Consider the following 15,918-nt stretch of genomic DNA (forward strand, 5'->3'; position numbering starts at 1 on the left):
CGCGGAGGTCACCTCGGGCACGATGGCCGTATGCATGCGCTGCTCACGCTGCCGCGATGGGCTTATCGCGGTGTGGTCTGGCTGGCCAACTCGCCCAAGAAACTCCTTCTCGCGTACGCCCTGATGATCGTGATCTGTGGGTCGCTCTACAACGTCTTCGAGCCGAACACGTCGTTCGGGGACTCGATCTGGTGGGCGGTGGTCACCGCGTCGACCGTCGGCTACGGCGACATCTCGCCGAAGGCCGTGCCGGCACGGCTGATGGCCGCCCTGCTCATCTCGACCATGGTGCTCCTGGTGATCCCGCTGATCACCGCTCATTTCGCCAGCAAGCTGATCGTGGACACCGACGCGTTCCGGCACGAGGAGCAGGAGGAGCTCAAGGCGAACCTGCGCCAGGTCCGGAAACTGCTGGAGGAGATGGCGGCCCGGGAGGGGATCAGCGTGCCGGACAGCGCAGCCCCTCCTGAGGCACCTTCAGATCGATGAGATAGCCGTCCACCGCGTCGACGATGCACTTCGTCTGCGGGTACGCGGTGTGGCCCTCGCCCTCCCACGTCAGCACGTGACCCACGTCGGGTCCGAGCATGTTCGCCAGGTCGGTGGTGTTCTCGTACGGCGTGGCGGGGTCGCCCGTCGTGCCGACCACCACGATGTCCGGGGCGCCCTTCGCCGCACCGGCCGGGTACGGGTCGCGCTCGCCGCTCCAGTACGTGCACGGCAGCATGCCGACCGCCAGAGCCGGGCCGAACATCGGGTACTTGGTGCGCCACTCGTTCTGCAGCTTGCGCACCTCCGCGACGGTCGGCGCGTCCTCGTTGTCCGCGCAGTTCACCGTGAGGTTCGCGTCGAACATGTTGCTGTAGGTGCCGTCCGGCTCGCGTTCGGCGTACTGATCGGCGAGCTCGAAGATGTCCTCCGCGTCACCGGTCTGCAGCTCGGCGATCGCCTTGGCGAGGAGGGTCCAGCCGGACTCCGTGTAGAGCGAGGAGATCACCCCGAAGAAGATCCAGCCCGGCGTGGCGTCGCGGCCGTCGGCACCCCGTACCGGAGAGGTCTTGGCCTTGGCCAGCGCGTCGGTGACAGCGCCTCGCGCGTCGGGCGCGATGGGGCACTTGGCCGGCGTCTTCGTGCACCAGGCGGTGAAGTTCGCGAATGCCCGCTCGAAGCCCTTGGCCTGCGCCTCGGAACCCCGCACGTAGTTCTCGGTCGGATCGATCGCGCCGTCGAGCACGAGCGCCCGCACCTTGTCCGGGAAGAGCTGCGCGTAGGTGGCGCCGAGCAGGGTGCCGTAGGAGAAGCCGAGGTAGCTGAGCTTCTCGTCGCCGACCGCCTCGCGCAGCGCGTCCATGTCACGAGCGGCCTGCTCGGTGGAGAAGTAGGGCAGCTGGGCGCCGTACTTCGCGGCGCAGCCATCGGCGATCTTCTTGTTCAGCGTGGCGATCGCGTCGAAGTCGGCCTGGCTCACCGGGTCCGGATCGGCGCCGAAACTGGCGTCCTGATCGGCGTCCGAGATGCACTTCACCGGGCTGGACCGGCCCACGCCGCGCGGGTCGAAGCCGACGATGTCGAACTGGTCGGTGATCTCGGTGGGCAGGCCGCCGAGGGCCTGGCCGAACGAGAGGTAGACGGCGTAGTCGATGCCCGAGCCGCCGGGGCCGCCGGGGTTCAGCAGCAGCGATCCGATCCGGTCACGCTGGCGCTCCGACCGGATCCGGATCATCGCCACCTCGTAGGTCTCGCCGCTGTGCGGCGCGTTCCAGTCACGAGGCACCGGCACCGAGGCGCAGTCGTAGGACATCCCGCGCGCGCCCTGTCCGACCAGCTCGCGGGGCACCTCCGGGCACGGTCTCCAGTCGGCCGTGCCGGTCGTCGCCGAGCTCGCGCCGGCGCCGGCCGGCCGGGCCGGCTCGTCCGCCCCGTTCGGCGCGAACGCGGGCAGGGTGCACCCCGACAGCGACAGGACGAGCACGGCGAGGAGTGCGACGAAGCGGCGATCCACACGACGACCCTATCCGGTCTTCAGGAGCGCGGCGGTCACCGACTGCTGAGCACCTCGGCCAGATCGAACCGCACCGGGCGCTCCAGCTGGTCGTACGTGCAGGTGGCCGGGTCCCGGTCGGGCCGCCACCGTTCGAACTGGGCGGTGTGCCGGAAACGCACGCCCTCCATGTAGTCGTAGCGGACCTCGACCACCCGCTCCGGGCGCAGCGGCGTGAACGACAGGTCCTTGCCGTTGTTCCACCGGCTGTACTCGTTCTTGCGCGGGGTGCGCTCGCCCTGCTCGTGCGCGGCCCAGTCCCAGGGGTGCCCCTCGAACGTCGTGACCAGCGGCTGCAGCTCGGCGAAGAGCTCCTCGCGGACCTTCATCGGGAAGGAGCCGATCACGCCGACCGAGACGAGCACGCCGCGCTCGTCGTGCAGACCGAGCAGCAGCGATCCGATCCGGTCAGGCGCGGACTTGTGCACCCGGTAACCGGCGACCACGCAGTCCGCCGTCCGCTTGTGCTTGACCTTGAACATGACCCGTTTGTCGGGCTGGTAGGTCAGGTCCCGCGGCTTGGCGATGAGGCCGTCCAGGCCGGCGCCCTCGAACTGCTCGAACCAGCGCCTCGCCTCCGCCGTGTCGTCGGTGGCGGGGGTGACGTACACCGGCGGTTTCGCGTCCTTCAGAGCCTCCAGCAGGCGCTCCCGGCGCTGGACGAAGGGCAGCTCGGTGAGGTCCTCGTCGCCGAGCGCCAGCAGGTCGAACGCCACGAAGCTCGCCGGCGTCTGCTCGGAGAGCAGCGTGACCCGGCTGGCCGCCGGATGGATGCGCTGCTGGAGCGCCTCGAAGTCGAGAGTGTTCCGCTCGGTGTCGGCGACGATCACCTCGCCGTCGATCACCGCTCGCTCCGGGAAGTTCGCCAGGACGGCGGCTCTGACCTCCGGGAAGTAGCGTGTCATCGGCTTCTCGTTGCGGCTGCCGATCTCCACCTCGTCGCCGTCCCGGAAGATGATCGAACGGAATCCGTCCCATTTGGGCTCGTAGACCTGGTCCGGTGGGATGTCGGCGACCGGTTTGGCGAGCATCGGCTTGACCGGTGGGCTGAGCGGAAGCTGCATCCGCCCAGTGTGCCCGCAAAATCGTTTCCCGGAAGTCCCTTTACTCGTCCCCTGGGGCAGGGTTCACCATCGACCGCATGACTTCACGGGGTGTGTCGCGGGCTTCTTCCATCCGGGCTTCTTCCGGTCGGGCTTCTTCTTCGCCCGCTCGGGCTTCCTCTTCGCAGGGGATGACGATCGGCGAGTTCGGGCGGCGGGCCGGGCTCTCGGTCAAGGCGCTGCGGCTCTACGAGGCGTCCGGCCTGCTGCCACCGGCCGAGGTGGACACCGCCAGCAGCTACCGGCGCTACAGCGCCGGCCAGCTGGACCGGGCCGCCCGGATCGGTCTGCTGCGCCGCCTCGGCATGCCGCTCGCCGTGATCGGTGAGGTGCTCGACAGGCCGGACGCCGAGGCCGGCAAGCGGCTGGATCGCTGGTGGGCGGGGGAGCAGGCGGCGTTCTCGGCCCGGCGGGAGAGCTACACCTGGCTGCGCACCCGCCTCGCGCACGGCGACGAGCCGGAGCGGAGCTATCCGGTGCGGGTCGCGCTGCGGCCGTCGCACAAGGTCGCCACCCTGCTCTTCGAGGTCGACCAGGAGAACCTCGTGCCGGCCATGGGCGCGGCGGAGTGGGAGATCCGGCGGCTGCTCGAGGAGCAGCGGGCCGCTGTCACCGGCGAGCACTGGGTGATCTATCACAGCGCGGTCACGCCGGAGAGCGAGGCGCCGATCGAGGTCTGCGTCCCGTTCACCGGCTCGGTCGAGCCGGCCGGCAAGGTCGCCATCCGGATCGAGCCGGAGCGCCTGGTGGCGTTCGCCGAGGTGACCCGGGACGACTGTTTCTACCCGCGCATCACCCAGGCCTACGAGGCGGTCCACGAGCACGTCACCGAGGCCGGTCTGATCCTCACCGCGCCGCCCCGCGAGATCTATCTGAACAGCTGGGACCGGCTGACCGGCACCGACCCGTTCGTGCACGTCGCCCAGCCCTTCGAAGGGTGAGAGAGATGGACTACACACGACAGACCCGCTTCTCCGACCCCGGCCGGCACCGGGACCGCCTGGCCGCGGTGCCCGCCGACATCGCCGGCATCGGCGCGGTCGCCCGCAACGTGCTGGTGCACTATCGCGCCTCCGGGCTGGACTTCCCGCCCGACCGGCTCGCCGAGATCGACAGCCGCTGGGTGGAGCGCATCCTCGACGCGGTCCGCTTCGACGGCCCGCTCGGCACGCCGTGCCCGGCGGGGCAGCGCGTGGTCGGGTGCTGCCGTGACTTCACCCTGTTCTCGGTGGCGGCCTTGCGGGCGCACGGCATCCCGGCGCGCAGCCGGGTCGGTTTCGCCGACTACTTCGAGGAGGGCTTCCACGTCGACCACGTCGTGACCGAGTGGCACGACGGGTCCCGCTGGATCGCCACCGACACCCAGCTCGACCCGGCGGCGGGCTTCCCGGTCGACGTCGCCGACGTGCCGCTCGGACCGGGCGGGCTGCGCACGGCGGCGCAGGCGTGGCGCGCCTTCCGGCACGGCGAGGACGATCCACAGACGTACGGGGTGGGCCGTGCCGTGCCGATCCGGGGCCCGCTGATGATCCGGAGCTACGTGCTGCTGGAGCTCGCTCATCGGATGGGCGACGAGTTGCTGCTCTGGGACCTCTGGGGTGAGGAGGCGGTGTTCGTCGAGTCGCTGGGCCCGGCGCCGCTGGCCGAGTCCTGGGCGGCACTGCCGCCGTCCTGGCCGGGGGAGAACCCGGAGCTGATCGACGAGGTCGCCGGCCTGCTGCTCGCCGCGGACGCCGGCGACCGGGCCGCCGAGCGGACGCTCACCGAGCGCTATGCGTCCGATCCGCGCCTGCGCCCGGGCGACGTGATCAGCTGTCACTCGCCCCGGGGCGTCCGCTACGAGGTGGACCTGCGCCGGCGGTCCCCGGCCGGGGTCTGAGCGCGCTTCCCCGCCGGGTCACGGGCGGCGCGCTTCCTCGCCGGGGTCACGGGCGGCGTGCTTCTCTGCGCGGTGCGGGCCGGCGTGCCTTGCTGCGCGGTCACGGCCGGCGCGTCGGGTCAGCGCACCAGCAGCGCGGTGAGCCTTTCCAGCTCGGCGGCCGGGTCCTCGGCGAGACCCATGTGGACCGGGCCGGCCCGCAGGATCGTGCTGCGCGGCGCGACGAGCCAGCGGAACCGTTCGCCCAGTTTCATACCGGCCGACGGCCCGCCACCCGCGCAGGTCCGGCCCCACGCGGCCAGGGCGGCGCTGATCGCCGGCACGTCGGCGGCCGGGTCCAGCGCTCGCAGCCGGTCGGGGTCCAGATGGGTGCGGGCGTCCAGGTAATCGTGGCGCTGGCAGTACAACACGACCCCGACGTTGATCAGCTCGCCGCGCTCGATCCGCGGGACGGCCTGGATGACGGCGTACTCGTAAGGGACCTTCACGGCAGCCACGCCTCCGGCTGCGCGGCGCGCTGGGAAAGGTGGTCGAGGTACGCCTTCCGGTCGCCGTCCTCCAGCCACTCGTCCGGCACCAGCGCCAGCACCTCGGTCAGCAACTCCGGGGTGATCCGCTCGGCCAGCCGCGGGCCCTCGGTCGCCAGCTCGGTGGCGAACTGCTTGAGCACGTGGTCGTCCCAGCGGTACGGCCGGTGCACGACAGCCGCTGCCCGTGCCCAGTTGTGGTGGAAATAGAGGGTGGCTCCATGATCGATGAGCCAGAGACCGCCGTGCCAGATGAGAAGGTTCGGATTGCGCCAGCTGCGGTCGACGTTCTCCACGAACGCGTCGAAGGCCACCACCCGGCTGGCCAGTCCCGGCTCGACCGGGTGCGCGTTGGGGTCGTAACCGAGCGAGCCGGGCAGGAAATCCATGCCGAGATTGCTGCCGGCGCTCGCCTTGATCAGCTCCTGGACCTCTTCGTCAGGCTCGGCGCGCGCCACCACCGGATCGAGCTCCACCCTCGCCAGATCCGGAACCGGCAGCCCGAGCCGCCGAGCCAACTCCCCGGAGATCACCTCAGCGACGAGCGCCTTGGGTCCCTGCCCGGCCCCACGAAACTTGACCACGTAGGTGCCGAGGTCATCCGCCTCGACGACGCCGGGGAGGGAGCCGCCCTCGCGTAACGGAGTGACATACCGAATAGCAGTGACCTCACGAAGCACGCCGCCAACCCTACGGCCGGCCTCGGCCCGCCGGCGCGCGCCCCGCCTCCGGCGGCCTGGGCGCGCCGCTCTCCCGCCCGCCGGGCGCGCCGCTCTCCCGCCCGCCGGGCGTGCCGCTCTTCCGCCGCCGGGGCGCGCTGCTCTCCCGCCGCCGGGCGTCAAACCTGCCGGGCGGCGGCTGTCAGGCTTCGGGACCCTGCCGGCGTAGCTCGTCGACGCGGGTCATCGCGTTTCGCAGGTCGCTGAGCCAATCCTCGGTGTGGCGGCCGACCAGCTTGACGCACCAGGCCAGCGCCTCCGAGCGGGAACGTGCCACGCCAGCGTCCACCAGCGTGTCGAGAACCTGGCGTTCCGGCTGGCGTAGCCGGGTCATCACCGGCGCGGACAGGTGGGTGAACAGTTCTGACGTGTCGCCGCAGCGGGCGCCCCACGCGACCTTGCGCTGGTAGCGGTGCTCCACCTGCCGGGCGACCCGGATCCGGGCGTCCCGGGTGTCCTCCCGGAACTGGGCGATCCGCCCCGCCTGCCCGGCGGACCGGTCAGCGTCGGTCGCCTCGGCGGTCATCTCGGGCTGCGGCAGCCGTCCCCAGATGATGATCTCGTCGCGGTCCACGATCACCTCGGGCGGCTCGGTGAACCACCCGTCCGGAATAGCGCCGGTGATCCAGGCGGGAGCATCGTCCGCGTTCGGCGGCTCGGTACGTCCTCCGGGTGGGTTCATTCGAATACGCATGCCAGCCTCCTCAGCAACTTACGTGATTACATGCTTACACCGTTGCGACAGCAAGCCGCCAGTGGTGTTCACCCTGAGCGAAGCCGCGCATGGTGGAGCGCTCGTCAATGACGGTGTGCGCACGGAGCGAGTCGCTTAAATGCCGAAAAATCGCCGGAGGACGGCCGCAATCGAAGGCTCGAGCACAGCGCTCCGAACCCGAATTCCACACGCAGGCGTGGAGCCCCGACGCGTGTGGAATTGGGGTGCGCTGCGCGCCTGAAGTTCACACGCAGGGTGGGAGTACGGCTGCGTGTGGAATTGGGGTGCGCTGGGTGCCTGAAGTTCACACGCAGGGTGGGAGTACGGCTGCGTGTGGAATTGGGGTGCGCTGGGTGCCTGAAGTTCACACGCAGGGTGGGAGCACTGCTGCGTGTGGAATGGGGGTGTGGTCCGCGCCTGAAATTCACACGCGGGTCAGCGGGTGGAGGGCTTGAGGGCGTACCCGTCAGTAAGGGTTTCCCGTGCCGGGCAGGCGCCCGCGCAGGAGGCCGCCCATCCGCCCGGGGAGGTCGGGGTCGGCGCGCAGCGGCGGGCTTTCCGTGTGTGCGCGGCCGGCGAGTCCGGCGACCAGCTCGCGCAACGCCGAGAGGGCGTCGATGCGCGGGCGCCAGCCCAGTTCGGAGGCGGCGCGGTCGCAGCTCATCAGCGGGGCCTTCAGTGCCAGGCGCACCCAGCCGCGGTCCACCGGTTGCAGGCGCAGCCACCAGCTCAGCGCGGCGGCGCCCTCCAGGGCGACACCGGGAACCGGAACGGGCAGGCTGCGGAAGGCGCGCGCCGCCGAGTCCGGGTCGAGGACCGGGCCGGCCGCGAGGTTGAAGGCGCCGTGGACGTCGGACGAGATGATCGACAGGTAGGCCTCGGCCACGTCGTCGGCGTGGACCGCCTGCATCCGCAGGTTCGGGTGGGCGGGGAGCAGTGGGATCCAGCCGAAGCGGAGCAGGCGGGCGGGGAGCAGCGGGCCGGCGAAGTAGCGGCCGATCTCGGTGCCGGCGTCCCGCTGGAAGATCAGGCCGGGGCGCACGCGGACCACCCGCAGGGTGGGATGGTCCGACTCGATCTCGTCGAGCATGCGTTCCACGAGCGCCTTGTGCCGGCTGTACGACGATTCCAGCACGCCGGTGCGCCGCCAGTCCTCGGTGACGAACGCGTGCTTCGGTCCGGGTGAGTAGACGCCGACCGACGACGCCTGGACCAGCGACGGCACACCGGCACGCAGCACCGCCCGGAAGATCGCCCGGCTGCCCAGCACGTTCGTCCGGTAGAGCCGGCGCTGGTCATGGCTCGGCTGGATCTGCCAGGCCAGGTTCACCACGGCGTCCGCGGTCTCGAAGATCGGCGTGAGGAGTTCGGTGGCGGAGTCGTGCCCCACGTCCACCGAATGCCATTCGACGCCGGGGTCCGTTTGCTCCGGAAGCCGTCGGCAGATACCGACGGCCTCGATGCCGGGTTCGGTCCGGAGCCGGCGCAGCAGGGCGGTTCCGGCGTTGCCGCTGGCACCCACGATGACTACACGCATGTGTTTCGCGTACCCCGTCAGAGCGGGTTGAACCAGGTTTCAGCAGTAATCGGCCGGTGTCAAAGGGTCTGGCCGGGGCAGAGTCGGCGTCAAACGGTCTGGCCGGGCCGGAAAGGTGGCGCCGCACCCGGCGGCGCCACCTTTGCGTCAGCGCTTGTTGTGGTACGCCTCCACGATGTGGCTCGGGATGCGGCCGCGCTCCGAGACCGGGTGCCCGTTCTTGTTGGCCCACTCGCGAATGGCCTGGTTCTGATCGCGGCTCGATCGGCTGGAACTGGCCGGGGCGGCACGGCGGGCGGTGGACGGAACAACACCCGCCCGGCCCAGACGGGTGGCCGCGGAGAGGAACGGCTCGAGGGATTTGCGCAGCTTGCCGGCGTTCTTCTCGGACAGATCGATGGTGTAGTTCACGCCATCCAGCCCGAATTCGACGGTGCGGTCGGCCTCACCGCCGTCAAGGTCGTCGGTGAGAAGAGTAATTACCTGCTTGGCCATGTGGTCGTCGCTCCTGTAGCGAAGTCATTCGGGTGGACAGCGAATCGTCGTCGTCGCATTCATTCTGTCTCGCACGCGGTATCGAGTGCAAATTGCCCGTTCTGGCATGTCGCAATGGGGAGGGCTCTTTTCCTGGCCGGGAATGTGCGGTACGTTCGCTGTGGGAGCGCTCCCAGGGTTCCAGGGGTGTCGATGGGAACCTGTGCGGGCGCCTGCTCATAGACCCGAGCCGCCTCGTCGCCGATCCTCCGGTGCCGGGGCGGTTCGTCCATTTAATTTCCCGGCTCCAGGATTCTCGGACCCGGGTTCCCGGGCCCAGGTTCCCGAGCCCCGGATTTCCGGACCCAGGATTTGATCTTGGAGCTTTCGGCTGAAGTGGCAGCGTACCCAGAACGCGCCGGTCAGACGGCTACCGACTGGGTGTTGCGGAGCCAGGCCAGCACCTCGGTCGGCCCGAGCGGACTGCTGAACAGATAGCCCTGCCCCAGCGGGCACCCCATCTTCACGAGCAGATCCCGGTGCGCGAGGTGCTCGATTCCCTCGGCCACCACCAGAAGGCCCTGTGATTGCGCGAGGTCGACGATTCCGCTGACCAGAGCCATCGGCTGCTGGCTGGTGACCATGTCATCGATGAACATCTTGTCGATCTTCACGACGTCGATCGGGCGCTGGCGGAGGTAGCCGAGCGACGAGTAACCGGTGCCGAAGTCGTCGATGGCGATCCGGATGCCCATGTCCCGCAGAACGCCGAGATCGGTCCAGATCTGCTCGTCGTCCTTCACCAGCAGGGACTCGGTGATCTCCAGCATCAGGCTGTTCGCCGGAACCCCGGTGTGTTTCAGCGCGGTGCGCACCTGATCGACGAATCCGGACTCCCGGAACTGCCGGACCGACACGTTCACGCTCATGTACGGCGCCTGCCCGACCGGCAGGATCCGGCGCCACTCGGCGACCGTCCGCAGCGCCTCCTCGAGCACCCACCGGCCCATCGGCAGGATCAGGCCGCTCTCCTCAGCGACCTCGATGAACTGATCCGGCGTGACGATGCCCCGGCGCGGGTGGTGCCAGCGGACCAGCGCCTCGAAACCGACAGCCGTGCCGGCGGCCAGGTCCACGATCGGCTGGTAGTGCAGCAGGAAGTGGCCCTCGTTGACGGCGTGGTCGAGCGCCGAGCGCAGTTCCAGGCGCTCGACCATCTCGGCGTGCAGGTGCGCCTGGTAGCGGCGCCACTGGTTCTTGCCGGCGCCCTTCGCCACGTAGAGCGCGAGGTCGGCCTGGCGGAGAAGCTCGTCGGCGTCGTTCGCCTCGGGTGTCGTGGTGATGCCGATGCTCGCCGCCGGATAGAGGGGTTTGGCGTCGGTCTCGACCGGCTGGGCGAAGGCCTCGAAGATCCGGTTGGCGGTCTCCTCGACGGCGCCCCGGTCGTTGACGTTCTCGACCAAGGCGGCGAACTCGTCGCCGCCGAGCCGGGCCGCGGTGTCGTCGGCCCGCAGCGCCCCGGCGATCCGGTGCGCGACGGCGATCAGCAGCTGGTCGCCGACGGCGTGGCCGAGCGTGTCGTTGACGATCTTGAAGTCGTCCAGGTCGATGAAGAGCACGCCGACCACCGAGCCGTCCCGGGCGCTGCGAGCGAGGGCGTGCGTGAGCCGGTCGTTGAAGAGCACCCGGTTCGCCAGCCCGGTCATCGCGTCGTGGAACGCCTGATGGGTGAGCTCGCGTTCGAGTTGCCGCTGCTCGGTGACGTCGCGCATCGTGACGACCAGCCCGGCCACTGTCGGCTCCGCGCGCAGGTCCCGGCAGTGCAGTTCGAGCAACACCTCGGTACGGCGGTTGCCCCGTGCCCGGAAGTCGAGCTGCTGCTGCAACTGGTCGCCGCCGCGGACCGCGGTCAGCACCTCGGACAGCCGGTCCCGCTCGCCGGGGTGGATCACCTCGGGAAGCAGGGCGCCGGTCGGGTCGCCGCCGAAGACGCCGACCGCGGACGGGCTCGCGTACCGGATCCGGTCCCGCTCGTCGATGATCATGATGACGTCGGCGGTGTTCTGGATCAGCGTGCGGAAGTAGGTCTCGCTGTTGCGCCGGGCCACCTCCTGGCTCAGCGCGATCCGTTCCAGGGCCAGCGCGACCTGACCGGCGAGCACCTCCACCGAGTGTTGCAGCTCCAGCAGAGCCCAGGTCGGCGCGCCGACGTGCAGCACGCCGAGCAGCGGGTCGCCGGTCGGCCGGTCCTTGAGCACCATCGGGCAGCGCAGCGTCTTGTTGAACTGGCTGAGGCGCACCGCGACGGCCCAGTCCACGTCACGGGTGGAGACCAGGCGCGCGGCCGTACCCGTCGCCCGGTCCACGGCGGCCTGCGCGGCGGCTTCCGGCGACTGCGGCTCTGCCTGCACGATCGTCACCGCGAGGACCACGCCGTGCGGCGCGTCGCCGGGGATGAGCTGGGCCACCGCGGTACGCACCGCGAGGCCGACCGATTCGGTGTCGGCGGCCGAGACGAGGGCCGCGGACGCCTCCCGCAGGCCGCGCTCCCGTGCCATCACCTGCCCGTGACTCGTCATGATCCCGGCCATCCGGGCCAGCACCAGCAGCAGCATCAGCATGCTCAGCGCGGCCACCACGGTCAGGCCGGCCACCTGGCTGTCCCGGTACATCTTGAGCAGCAGCACGGTCGGCGCGACCAGGGCGGCCACCGCGAGCAGCGCGAGCCGCCCCCGGCTCGTCTCGACCGGCGGTTTCTCGCCGGGGCGGGTCAGCTCGGCCATCGACGGGATCAGCGCGGCCAGCCCGGCCGCCGTGGAGAACGCCAGGTGTCCGACGGCCGGCTGCCGGGCGACATCGGCGACGAGCATCGCGAACACGCCGGCCCCCAGGCAGTGCCCGGGCGCCACGAGCCTGCCCGGCATGGTCGCCAGCCGGATCAGGAAGCCCAGGCAGAGCAGGTCCGCGAAGGGTATGGCCAAATCTTCCCAGGTGTCGGCGGTGGCGCCGTCGAAGCGGGGCCCGACCACGAACGTCCAGATCAGCAGCGCCACCCCGGCGGTGACGGTGAGCGCGTCGAGCAGGCCGGCCCGGTCCCGCGCCGACTCGGTGCGGCGGCGGACGAAGAGGCCGAGAGCGACAGCCAGCAGCAGGTACGCGACGAGCAGCAGCACGGTCCCGGCCGGCTCCAGCCAGACCAGCCGGTCGGTGAGGAACGAGGGCGCCGTGGACGCCCCGCCGCCGGCCGCCGACAGACCGACCGACACGGCGAGCAACCACCAGGGACGGGTGTCGTCGGGCTGGCGGCCGTGCACCCCGGTGACCACGGCGGCGACCGCGGACGCGCCGGCGAGCAGGCGTACCGGGCTCTGCAGTCCGGGTTCCAGCACCAGAACCACGGCGAGGAGCGCCATCCAGGCGCCGAAGAGGGCGGCGGACCACCTGCTCGGCATCCTGCTCCCTTCGAGCGGCCCTGCGAACGGCTTGCCGGCCCGATCTGCGAACGGCTTTGTCGGCCTGATCGGCCCGATCGCCGCGAGACTGAGCGATAGCGGCACAATCGGGAGGTGCTATCGGAGTTCCTTCACGCCCACACCAGGCTCGCGCCGGTCCCCTTCCTCCCCGAGATCTCGCTGTGGCAGGCCGAGGAGCCGATCGCGCTCTGGGAGGCCACCGAGGCGGGTGGTTCGTCGCAGCCGCCGCCGTTCTGGGCGTTCGCCTGGGCGGGTGGGCAGGCCCTGGCCCGGCACGTGCTGGACGACCCGGATCTGGTCGCCGGGCGCAGCGTGCTCGACCTGGCCACCGGTTCCGGCCTGGTGGCGGTCGCCGCGGCCCGGGCCGGCGCGGCGCCGGTGACCGCGAACGACATCGATCCGTTCTCACTGGCGGCGGCCGCGGCCAACGCGGCGGCCAACGACGTCACGATCGAGACCGTGGAGGCGGACCTGCTGGACAGCGACGACAAGTACGGGGTGGTGCTGGCCGGCGACGTCTTCTACAGCCGCGAGATGGCCGGGCGGGTGCTGCCGTTCCTGCGCCGGGCGGCCGGGCGGGGCTCGCTCGTGCTGGTCGGCGATCCGGGGCGGGCCTATCTGCCGGAGGGCCTGATCCGGCGAGCCGTCTACGACGTGCCGGTCTCCGAGGCGCTGGAGAGCGTGGCGATCCGCCGCACCACGGTCTGGCAGGTCACCTGAAGTCCACACGCGGGCCGGGCTTCCGCGCTGCGTGTGGAGTTGAGGTGCGGAGCGCGCCTGAAATCCACACGCGGGCCGGGCTTCCGCGCTGCGTGTGGAGTTGAGGTGCGGAGCGCGCCCGAAATCCACACGCGGTAAGGGGATCTCATGAGCCGGCGGCGGGGGACGGCCGGGAGGCCGCGCCTGGCCGGTCCGCCGGGGCGTCAGGGCACCGGGCCGGACTCGTACCCTCGAAGAAGCGCAAGCAGGCCGAATCCGTCTTGGATCTCGGTGTCCGGTTCCGGCCAGCCGTTCGGGTCCTCGCGAGCGGTCCGGCTGGAGATCATCAGGATGGCCCGGCCGATGTCGGCGCGGCGGGCGCAGAGCACGTCGCGGCGGCGGCTGTCGCCGATGAACCAGCAGTCCGCGGGGGAGACGCCGAGGCTGTCCGTGGCGTTCCAGATCATCTGCGGGTTGGGTTTGCGGACGCCCGCCTCGTCGCTGTAGATCTGCGCCGCGAAGAGGCGCCCGACACCGTTCTTGTCCAGGAAGTCGCGATGGGCGGCGCCGGAGAGCGTGTTGCTGACGACCGCCATCGGGATGCCACGGCCGGCCAGGGCCGCCAGCACCTCCGGGATGCCCGGTCGCAGATGCCAGCCGTCCCGCCAGGCCCAGTCGTAGCTGAGACGCGGCACGGCGGCTCGCACCCGTGCCTGCGCCTCGGCCGGCCAGTCACCGATCACGAAGCGTTCCCAGACCTCGGCCTGGGGCAGTTCGTCCGGCCAGTCCTCGTCACGCCACCGGGCGTAGGCCTCGGCGCCCGCCGTGAGCGAACGCTGGATCTCGCCGGGCGTGAGCGCGCTCTTGATCACGTTGAAGACGCGGAGCACGAGCTCCGGCGGTGCGGCGCGCTGCGGCGGGGAATCCGCCAGCACCCCGCCGAAGTCGAACAGCACCGCGCCCGGCATCAGCGCTGGCCAAGGGTCCAGGCACGGACACCGCCGACGATGCCCGCGGTGTTCGGCACGACGACCACATCGTCACCCATCCGGGCCAGCTGCGTGGCGGTGATCAGGCGGCTGTTGCCACCGCCCAGATAGACCCGGTCCCAGAGGAAGACCGGCCGCAGGCCCTCGATCACGTTGCGGACCCGGCGCGACCAGAGGGCGTCACCGAGGCGGCGGCGCTCGTGCTCGCCGATGTACGTGTCGTATGACATCCCCCAGCGCACCGGCGCCTGCGACATCTCCAGGTGCGGCGCCAGCTCACCGCCGTCGAAGAGGGCGCAGCCCAGCCCGGTCCCGAGGGTCAGCACCAGCTCGCAGCCGGTGCCCGCGACCACCCCCGCGCCGTGCACCTCGGCGTCGTTGAGCACCAGCGTGGGCAGCCCGAACGCGTCGGCGAGGGCGGTCCGCGCGTCGAACCCCCGCCACGCCTCGAACAGCTCCGGGTCCACCTTGGTCCGCGGGCCGCTGCGGGTCACGTAGTGCGGGGTCGCCACCACCACGCCGTGCCGGATCATGCCGGGCATGCCCACGGTGACGCGGTCGGCGCTCGGCAGCTGTTCGCCGAGACTCACCAGAGTCTTGACGAAGAGCTCGGGAGGCAACGGGTACGGGGTCGGGACCCGGATCGGGTGTGCCCGCATCGTGCCGGCCTCGTCGAGGACCGAGCCCTTGATGCCGCCGCCGCCACAGTCGATCGTCAGGGTGAAAGCCACGCGGCCAGTGTGCATGTCGACCACCTCCCGGACACAACAATTGTGACGGGCGCGTCGCAGGGTCTGTCGTGCCTACTTCCCGGGGCCGCGCCGCAGCCCTGCGAAGCAGGGTCGGCAGACCCTCATCCGGCCTCCTCCGCCCAGACGCGCCAGTTGTCCAGGACGCCGTGCAGGGCCGGTGTCAGCCAGCCCGGCGCCGATCTGCGGAACACGCCGGGGTCCATCGATCCGGCGTCCGACGGGAGGGCGCCGACCAGGTGCGGGACGAGTTCGCCCAGGTTGGCCCAGTGCACCAGCTCCGGCTCGTGCGGCCAGGCGCCGAGGATCACCCGGGCGTAGACGCCGCGCCGGTGCAGCGCCTCCAGGGTCAGCGCGGTGTGGTTGAGGGTGCCGAGCCCGGCGCGCGCCACCACGATCACGTTGGCGCCCAGCGTGGTGGCCAGGTCGGCGAAGGTCCACTGCTCGCCGGACGGCCGCAGTCCCATCGGCACGAGCAGCCCGCCGGCGCCCTCGACCAGCACCAGATCGTGTTTCTCGGCCTCGGCACGGATCGCGTCGACCGTTTCGAACAGGTCCAGCGCGGGCTGGCCGGCGACTTTCGCGGCGGCCAGCGGCGCCAGCGGCTCCGGGTACTCGGCCAGGGTGCGCACGGTTTCCGGACCGGCCAGCCGGCTGATCACCTCAGCGTCGGTCGGCGCACCGGTGGCGACGCCGGTCTGACCGGGTTTGATCACGGCGACCCGGAGGCCCGCGGCCCGGGCCGCGGCGGCCATCGCGGCGGTGGCGATGGTCTTGCCGACCTCGGTGTCGGTGCCGGTGACCAGGATGATCCCGCGCCACTCGTGCGGTTCCGCCCGGGCCGGGGCGGGTTGCGGCTCACCGTTCTGCGGGCTTTCGCCGGATTGTGCGGCGAGCTCGTTGTCGATCTCGGCGACCAGGGCCTCGCCGTCGACCTCGGCGTCGGTGAGCGGCTCGGCCGGGATTCCCGCCGGGCTTCCGCCCGGATCTTCCACCGGCAGGGCCGGCGGGTC

General features: G+C 71.0%; 15 protein-coding genes. 4 read left to right on the forward strand and 11 right to left on the reverse strand.

Features of this window, described 5'->3' with window-relative positions; all coding sequences use genetic code 11:
• Positions 1–30: 30 nt before the first annotated feature.
• Entirely contained in the window at positions 31–489 is a 459-nt protein-coding gene (locus AB0F72_RS00420) for a potassium channel family protein (RefSeq protein ID WP_360422753.1), read from the forward strand.
• Here the strand turns inward: AB0F72_RS00420 and AB0F72_RS00425 are convergent.
• Complete coding sequence (locus AB0F72_RS00425) at positions 440–2,002, reverse strand: alpha/beta hydrolase (RefSeq protein ID WP_360422756.1); 1,563 nt, start codon at positions 2,000–2,002, stop codon at positions 440–442. The genes AB0F72_RS00420 and AB0F72_RS00425 overlap by 50 nt on opposite strands.
• Before the next feature lie 35 nt (positions 2,003–2,037).
• The gene (locus AB0F72_RS00430) at positions 2,038–3,105 is read right to left on the reverse strand and encodes an ATP-dependent DNA ligase (protein WP_360422759.1); all 1,068 of its coding nucleotides are present in this window, start codon (positions 3,103–3,105) and stop codon (positions 2,038–2,040) included.
• A 170-nt stretch (positions 3,106–3,275) separates the two neighbouring features.
• On the opposite strand from AB0F72_RS00430, the gene AB0F72_RS00435 reads away from it, so the two are divergent.
• A complete protein-coding gene (locus tag AB0F72_RS00435) occupies positions 3,276–4,085 on the forward strand; it encodes a MerR family transcriptional regulator (protein ID WP_360422762.1) in 810 nt (269 codons plus the stop codon).
• A gap of 5 nt (positions 4,086–4,090) precedes the next feature.
• Positions 4,091–5,023 carry a transglutaminase-like domain-containing protein gene (locus AB0F72_RS00440; RefSeq protein WP_360422764.1) on the forward strand — a complete coding sequence of 311 codons (933 nt, stop codon included), beginning with the start codon at positions 4,091–4,093 and terminating at the stop codon, positions 5,021–5,023.
• Between the two features lie 119 nt (positions 5,024–5,142).
• Here the strand turns inward: AB0F72_RS00440 and AB0F72_RS00445 are convergent, their stop codons facing one another.
• The 6 genes from AB0F72_RS00445 to AB0F72_RS00470 all read right to left on the reverse strand — a co-directional run bounded on the left by AB0F72_RS00445 (position 5,143) and on the right by AB0F72_RS00470 (position 12,447).
• Positions 5,143–5,511 (reverse strand): DUF3037 domain-containing protein, encoded by a 369-nt coding sequence (locus AB0F72_RS00445; RefSeq protein ID WP_360422767.1) that lies wholly within the window; start codon positions 5,509–5,511, stop codon positions 5,143–5,145.
• A complete protein-coding gene (locus AB0F72_RS00450; RefSeq protein ID WP_360422769.1) occupies positions 5,508–6,230 on the reverse strand; it encodes a HipA family kinase in 723 nt (240 codons plus the stop codon). The genes AB0F72_RS00445 and AB0F72_RS00450 overlap by 4 nt, the downstream gene beginning before the upstream one ends.
• A gap of 181 nt (positions 6,231–6,411) precedes the next feature.
• Positions 6,412–6,963 (reverse strand): hypothetical protein, encoded by a 552-nt coding sequence (locus AB0F72_RS00455; RefSeq protein WP_360422772.1) that lies wholly within the window; start codon positions 6,961–6,963, stop codon positions 6,412–6,414.
• Between the two features lie 487 nt (positions 6,964–7,450).
• The gene (locus tag AB0F72_RS00460; protein ID WP_360422775.1) at positions 7,451–8,521 is read right to left on the reverse strand and encodes an NAD-dependent epimerase/dehydratase family protein; all 1,071 of its coding nucleotides are present in this window, start codon (positions 8,519–8,521) and stop codon (positions 7,451–7,453) included.
• Positions 8,522–8,668: 147 nt separating this feature from the next.
• The gene (locus AB0F72_RS00465) at positions 8,669–9,016 is read right to left on the reverse strand and encodes an Lsr2 family protein (RefSeq protein WP_014446911.1); all 348 of its coding nucleotides are present in this window, start codon (positions 9,014–9,016) and stop codon (positions 8,669–8,671) included.
• 401 nt (positions 9,017–9,417) lie between these two features.
• Complete coding sequence (locus AB0F72_RS00470) at positions 9,418–12,447, reverse strand: EAL domain-containing protein (protein ID WP_360422778.1); 3,030 nt, start codon at positions 12,445–12,447, stop codon at positions 9,418–9,420.
• Between the two features lie 114 nt (positions 12,448–12,561).
• Between AB0F72_RS00470 and AB0F72_RS00475 the strand changes: the two genes are divergently transcribed.
• Complete coding sequence (locus tag AB0F72_RS00475; protein WP_360422781.1) at positions 12,562–13,188, forward strand: 50S ribosomal protein L11 methyltransferase; 627 nt, start codon at positions 12,562–12,564, stop codon at positions 13,186–13,188.
• 203 nt (positions 13,189–13,391) lie between these two features.
• On the opposite strand, the gene AB0F72_RS00480 is transcribed toward AB0F72_RS00475, so the two are convergent.
• The 3 genes from AB0F72_RS00480 to bioD form a co-directional block, all read right to left on the reverse strand.
• Positions 13,392–14,135 (reverse strand): HAD family hydrolase, encoded by a 744-nt coding sequence (locus AB0F72_RS00480; protein ID WP_360422784.1) that lies wholly within the window; start codon positions 14,133–14,135, stop codon positions 13,392–13,394.
• Entirely contained in the window at positions 14,135–14,887 is a 753-nt protein-coding gene (locus AB0F72_RS00485) for an ROK family protein (RefSeq protein ID WP_360422787.1), read from the reverse strand. The genes AB0F72_RS00480 and AB0F72_RS00485 overlap by 1 nt, the downstream gene beginning before the upstream one ends.
• A gap of 122 nt (positions 14,888–15,009) precedes the next feature.
• Positions 15,010–15,717, reverse strand: coding sequence for a dethiobiotin synthase (gene bioD, locus AB0F72_RS00490; protein ID WP_360423788.1), 708 nt, complete (start codon positions 15,715–15,717; stop codon positions 15,010–15,012).
• Between the last annotated feature and the right edge of the window lie 201 nt (positions 15,718–15,918).

Origin of the sequence: Actinoplanes sp. NPDC023936 (genome assembly GCF_040639325.1) — a bacterium.
Lineage (GTDB): Bacteria > Actinomycetota > Actinomycetes > Mycobacteriales > Micromonosporaceae > Actinoplanes.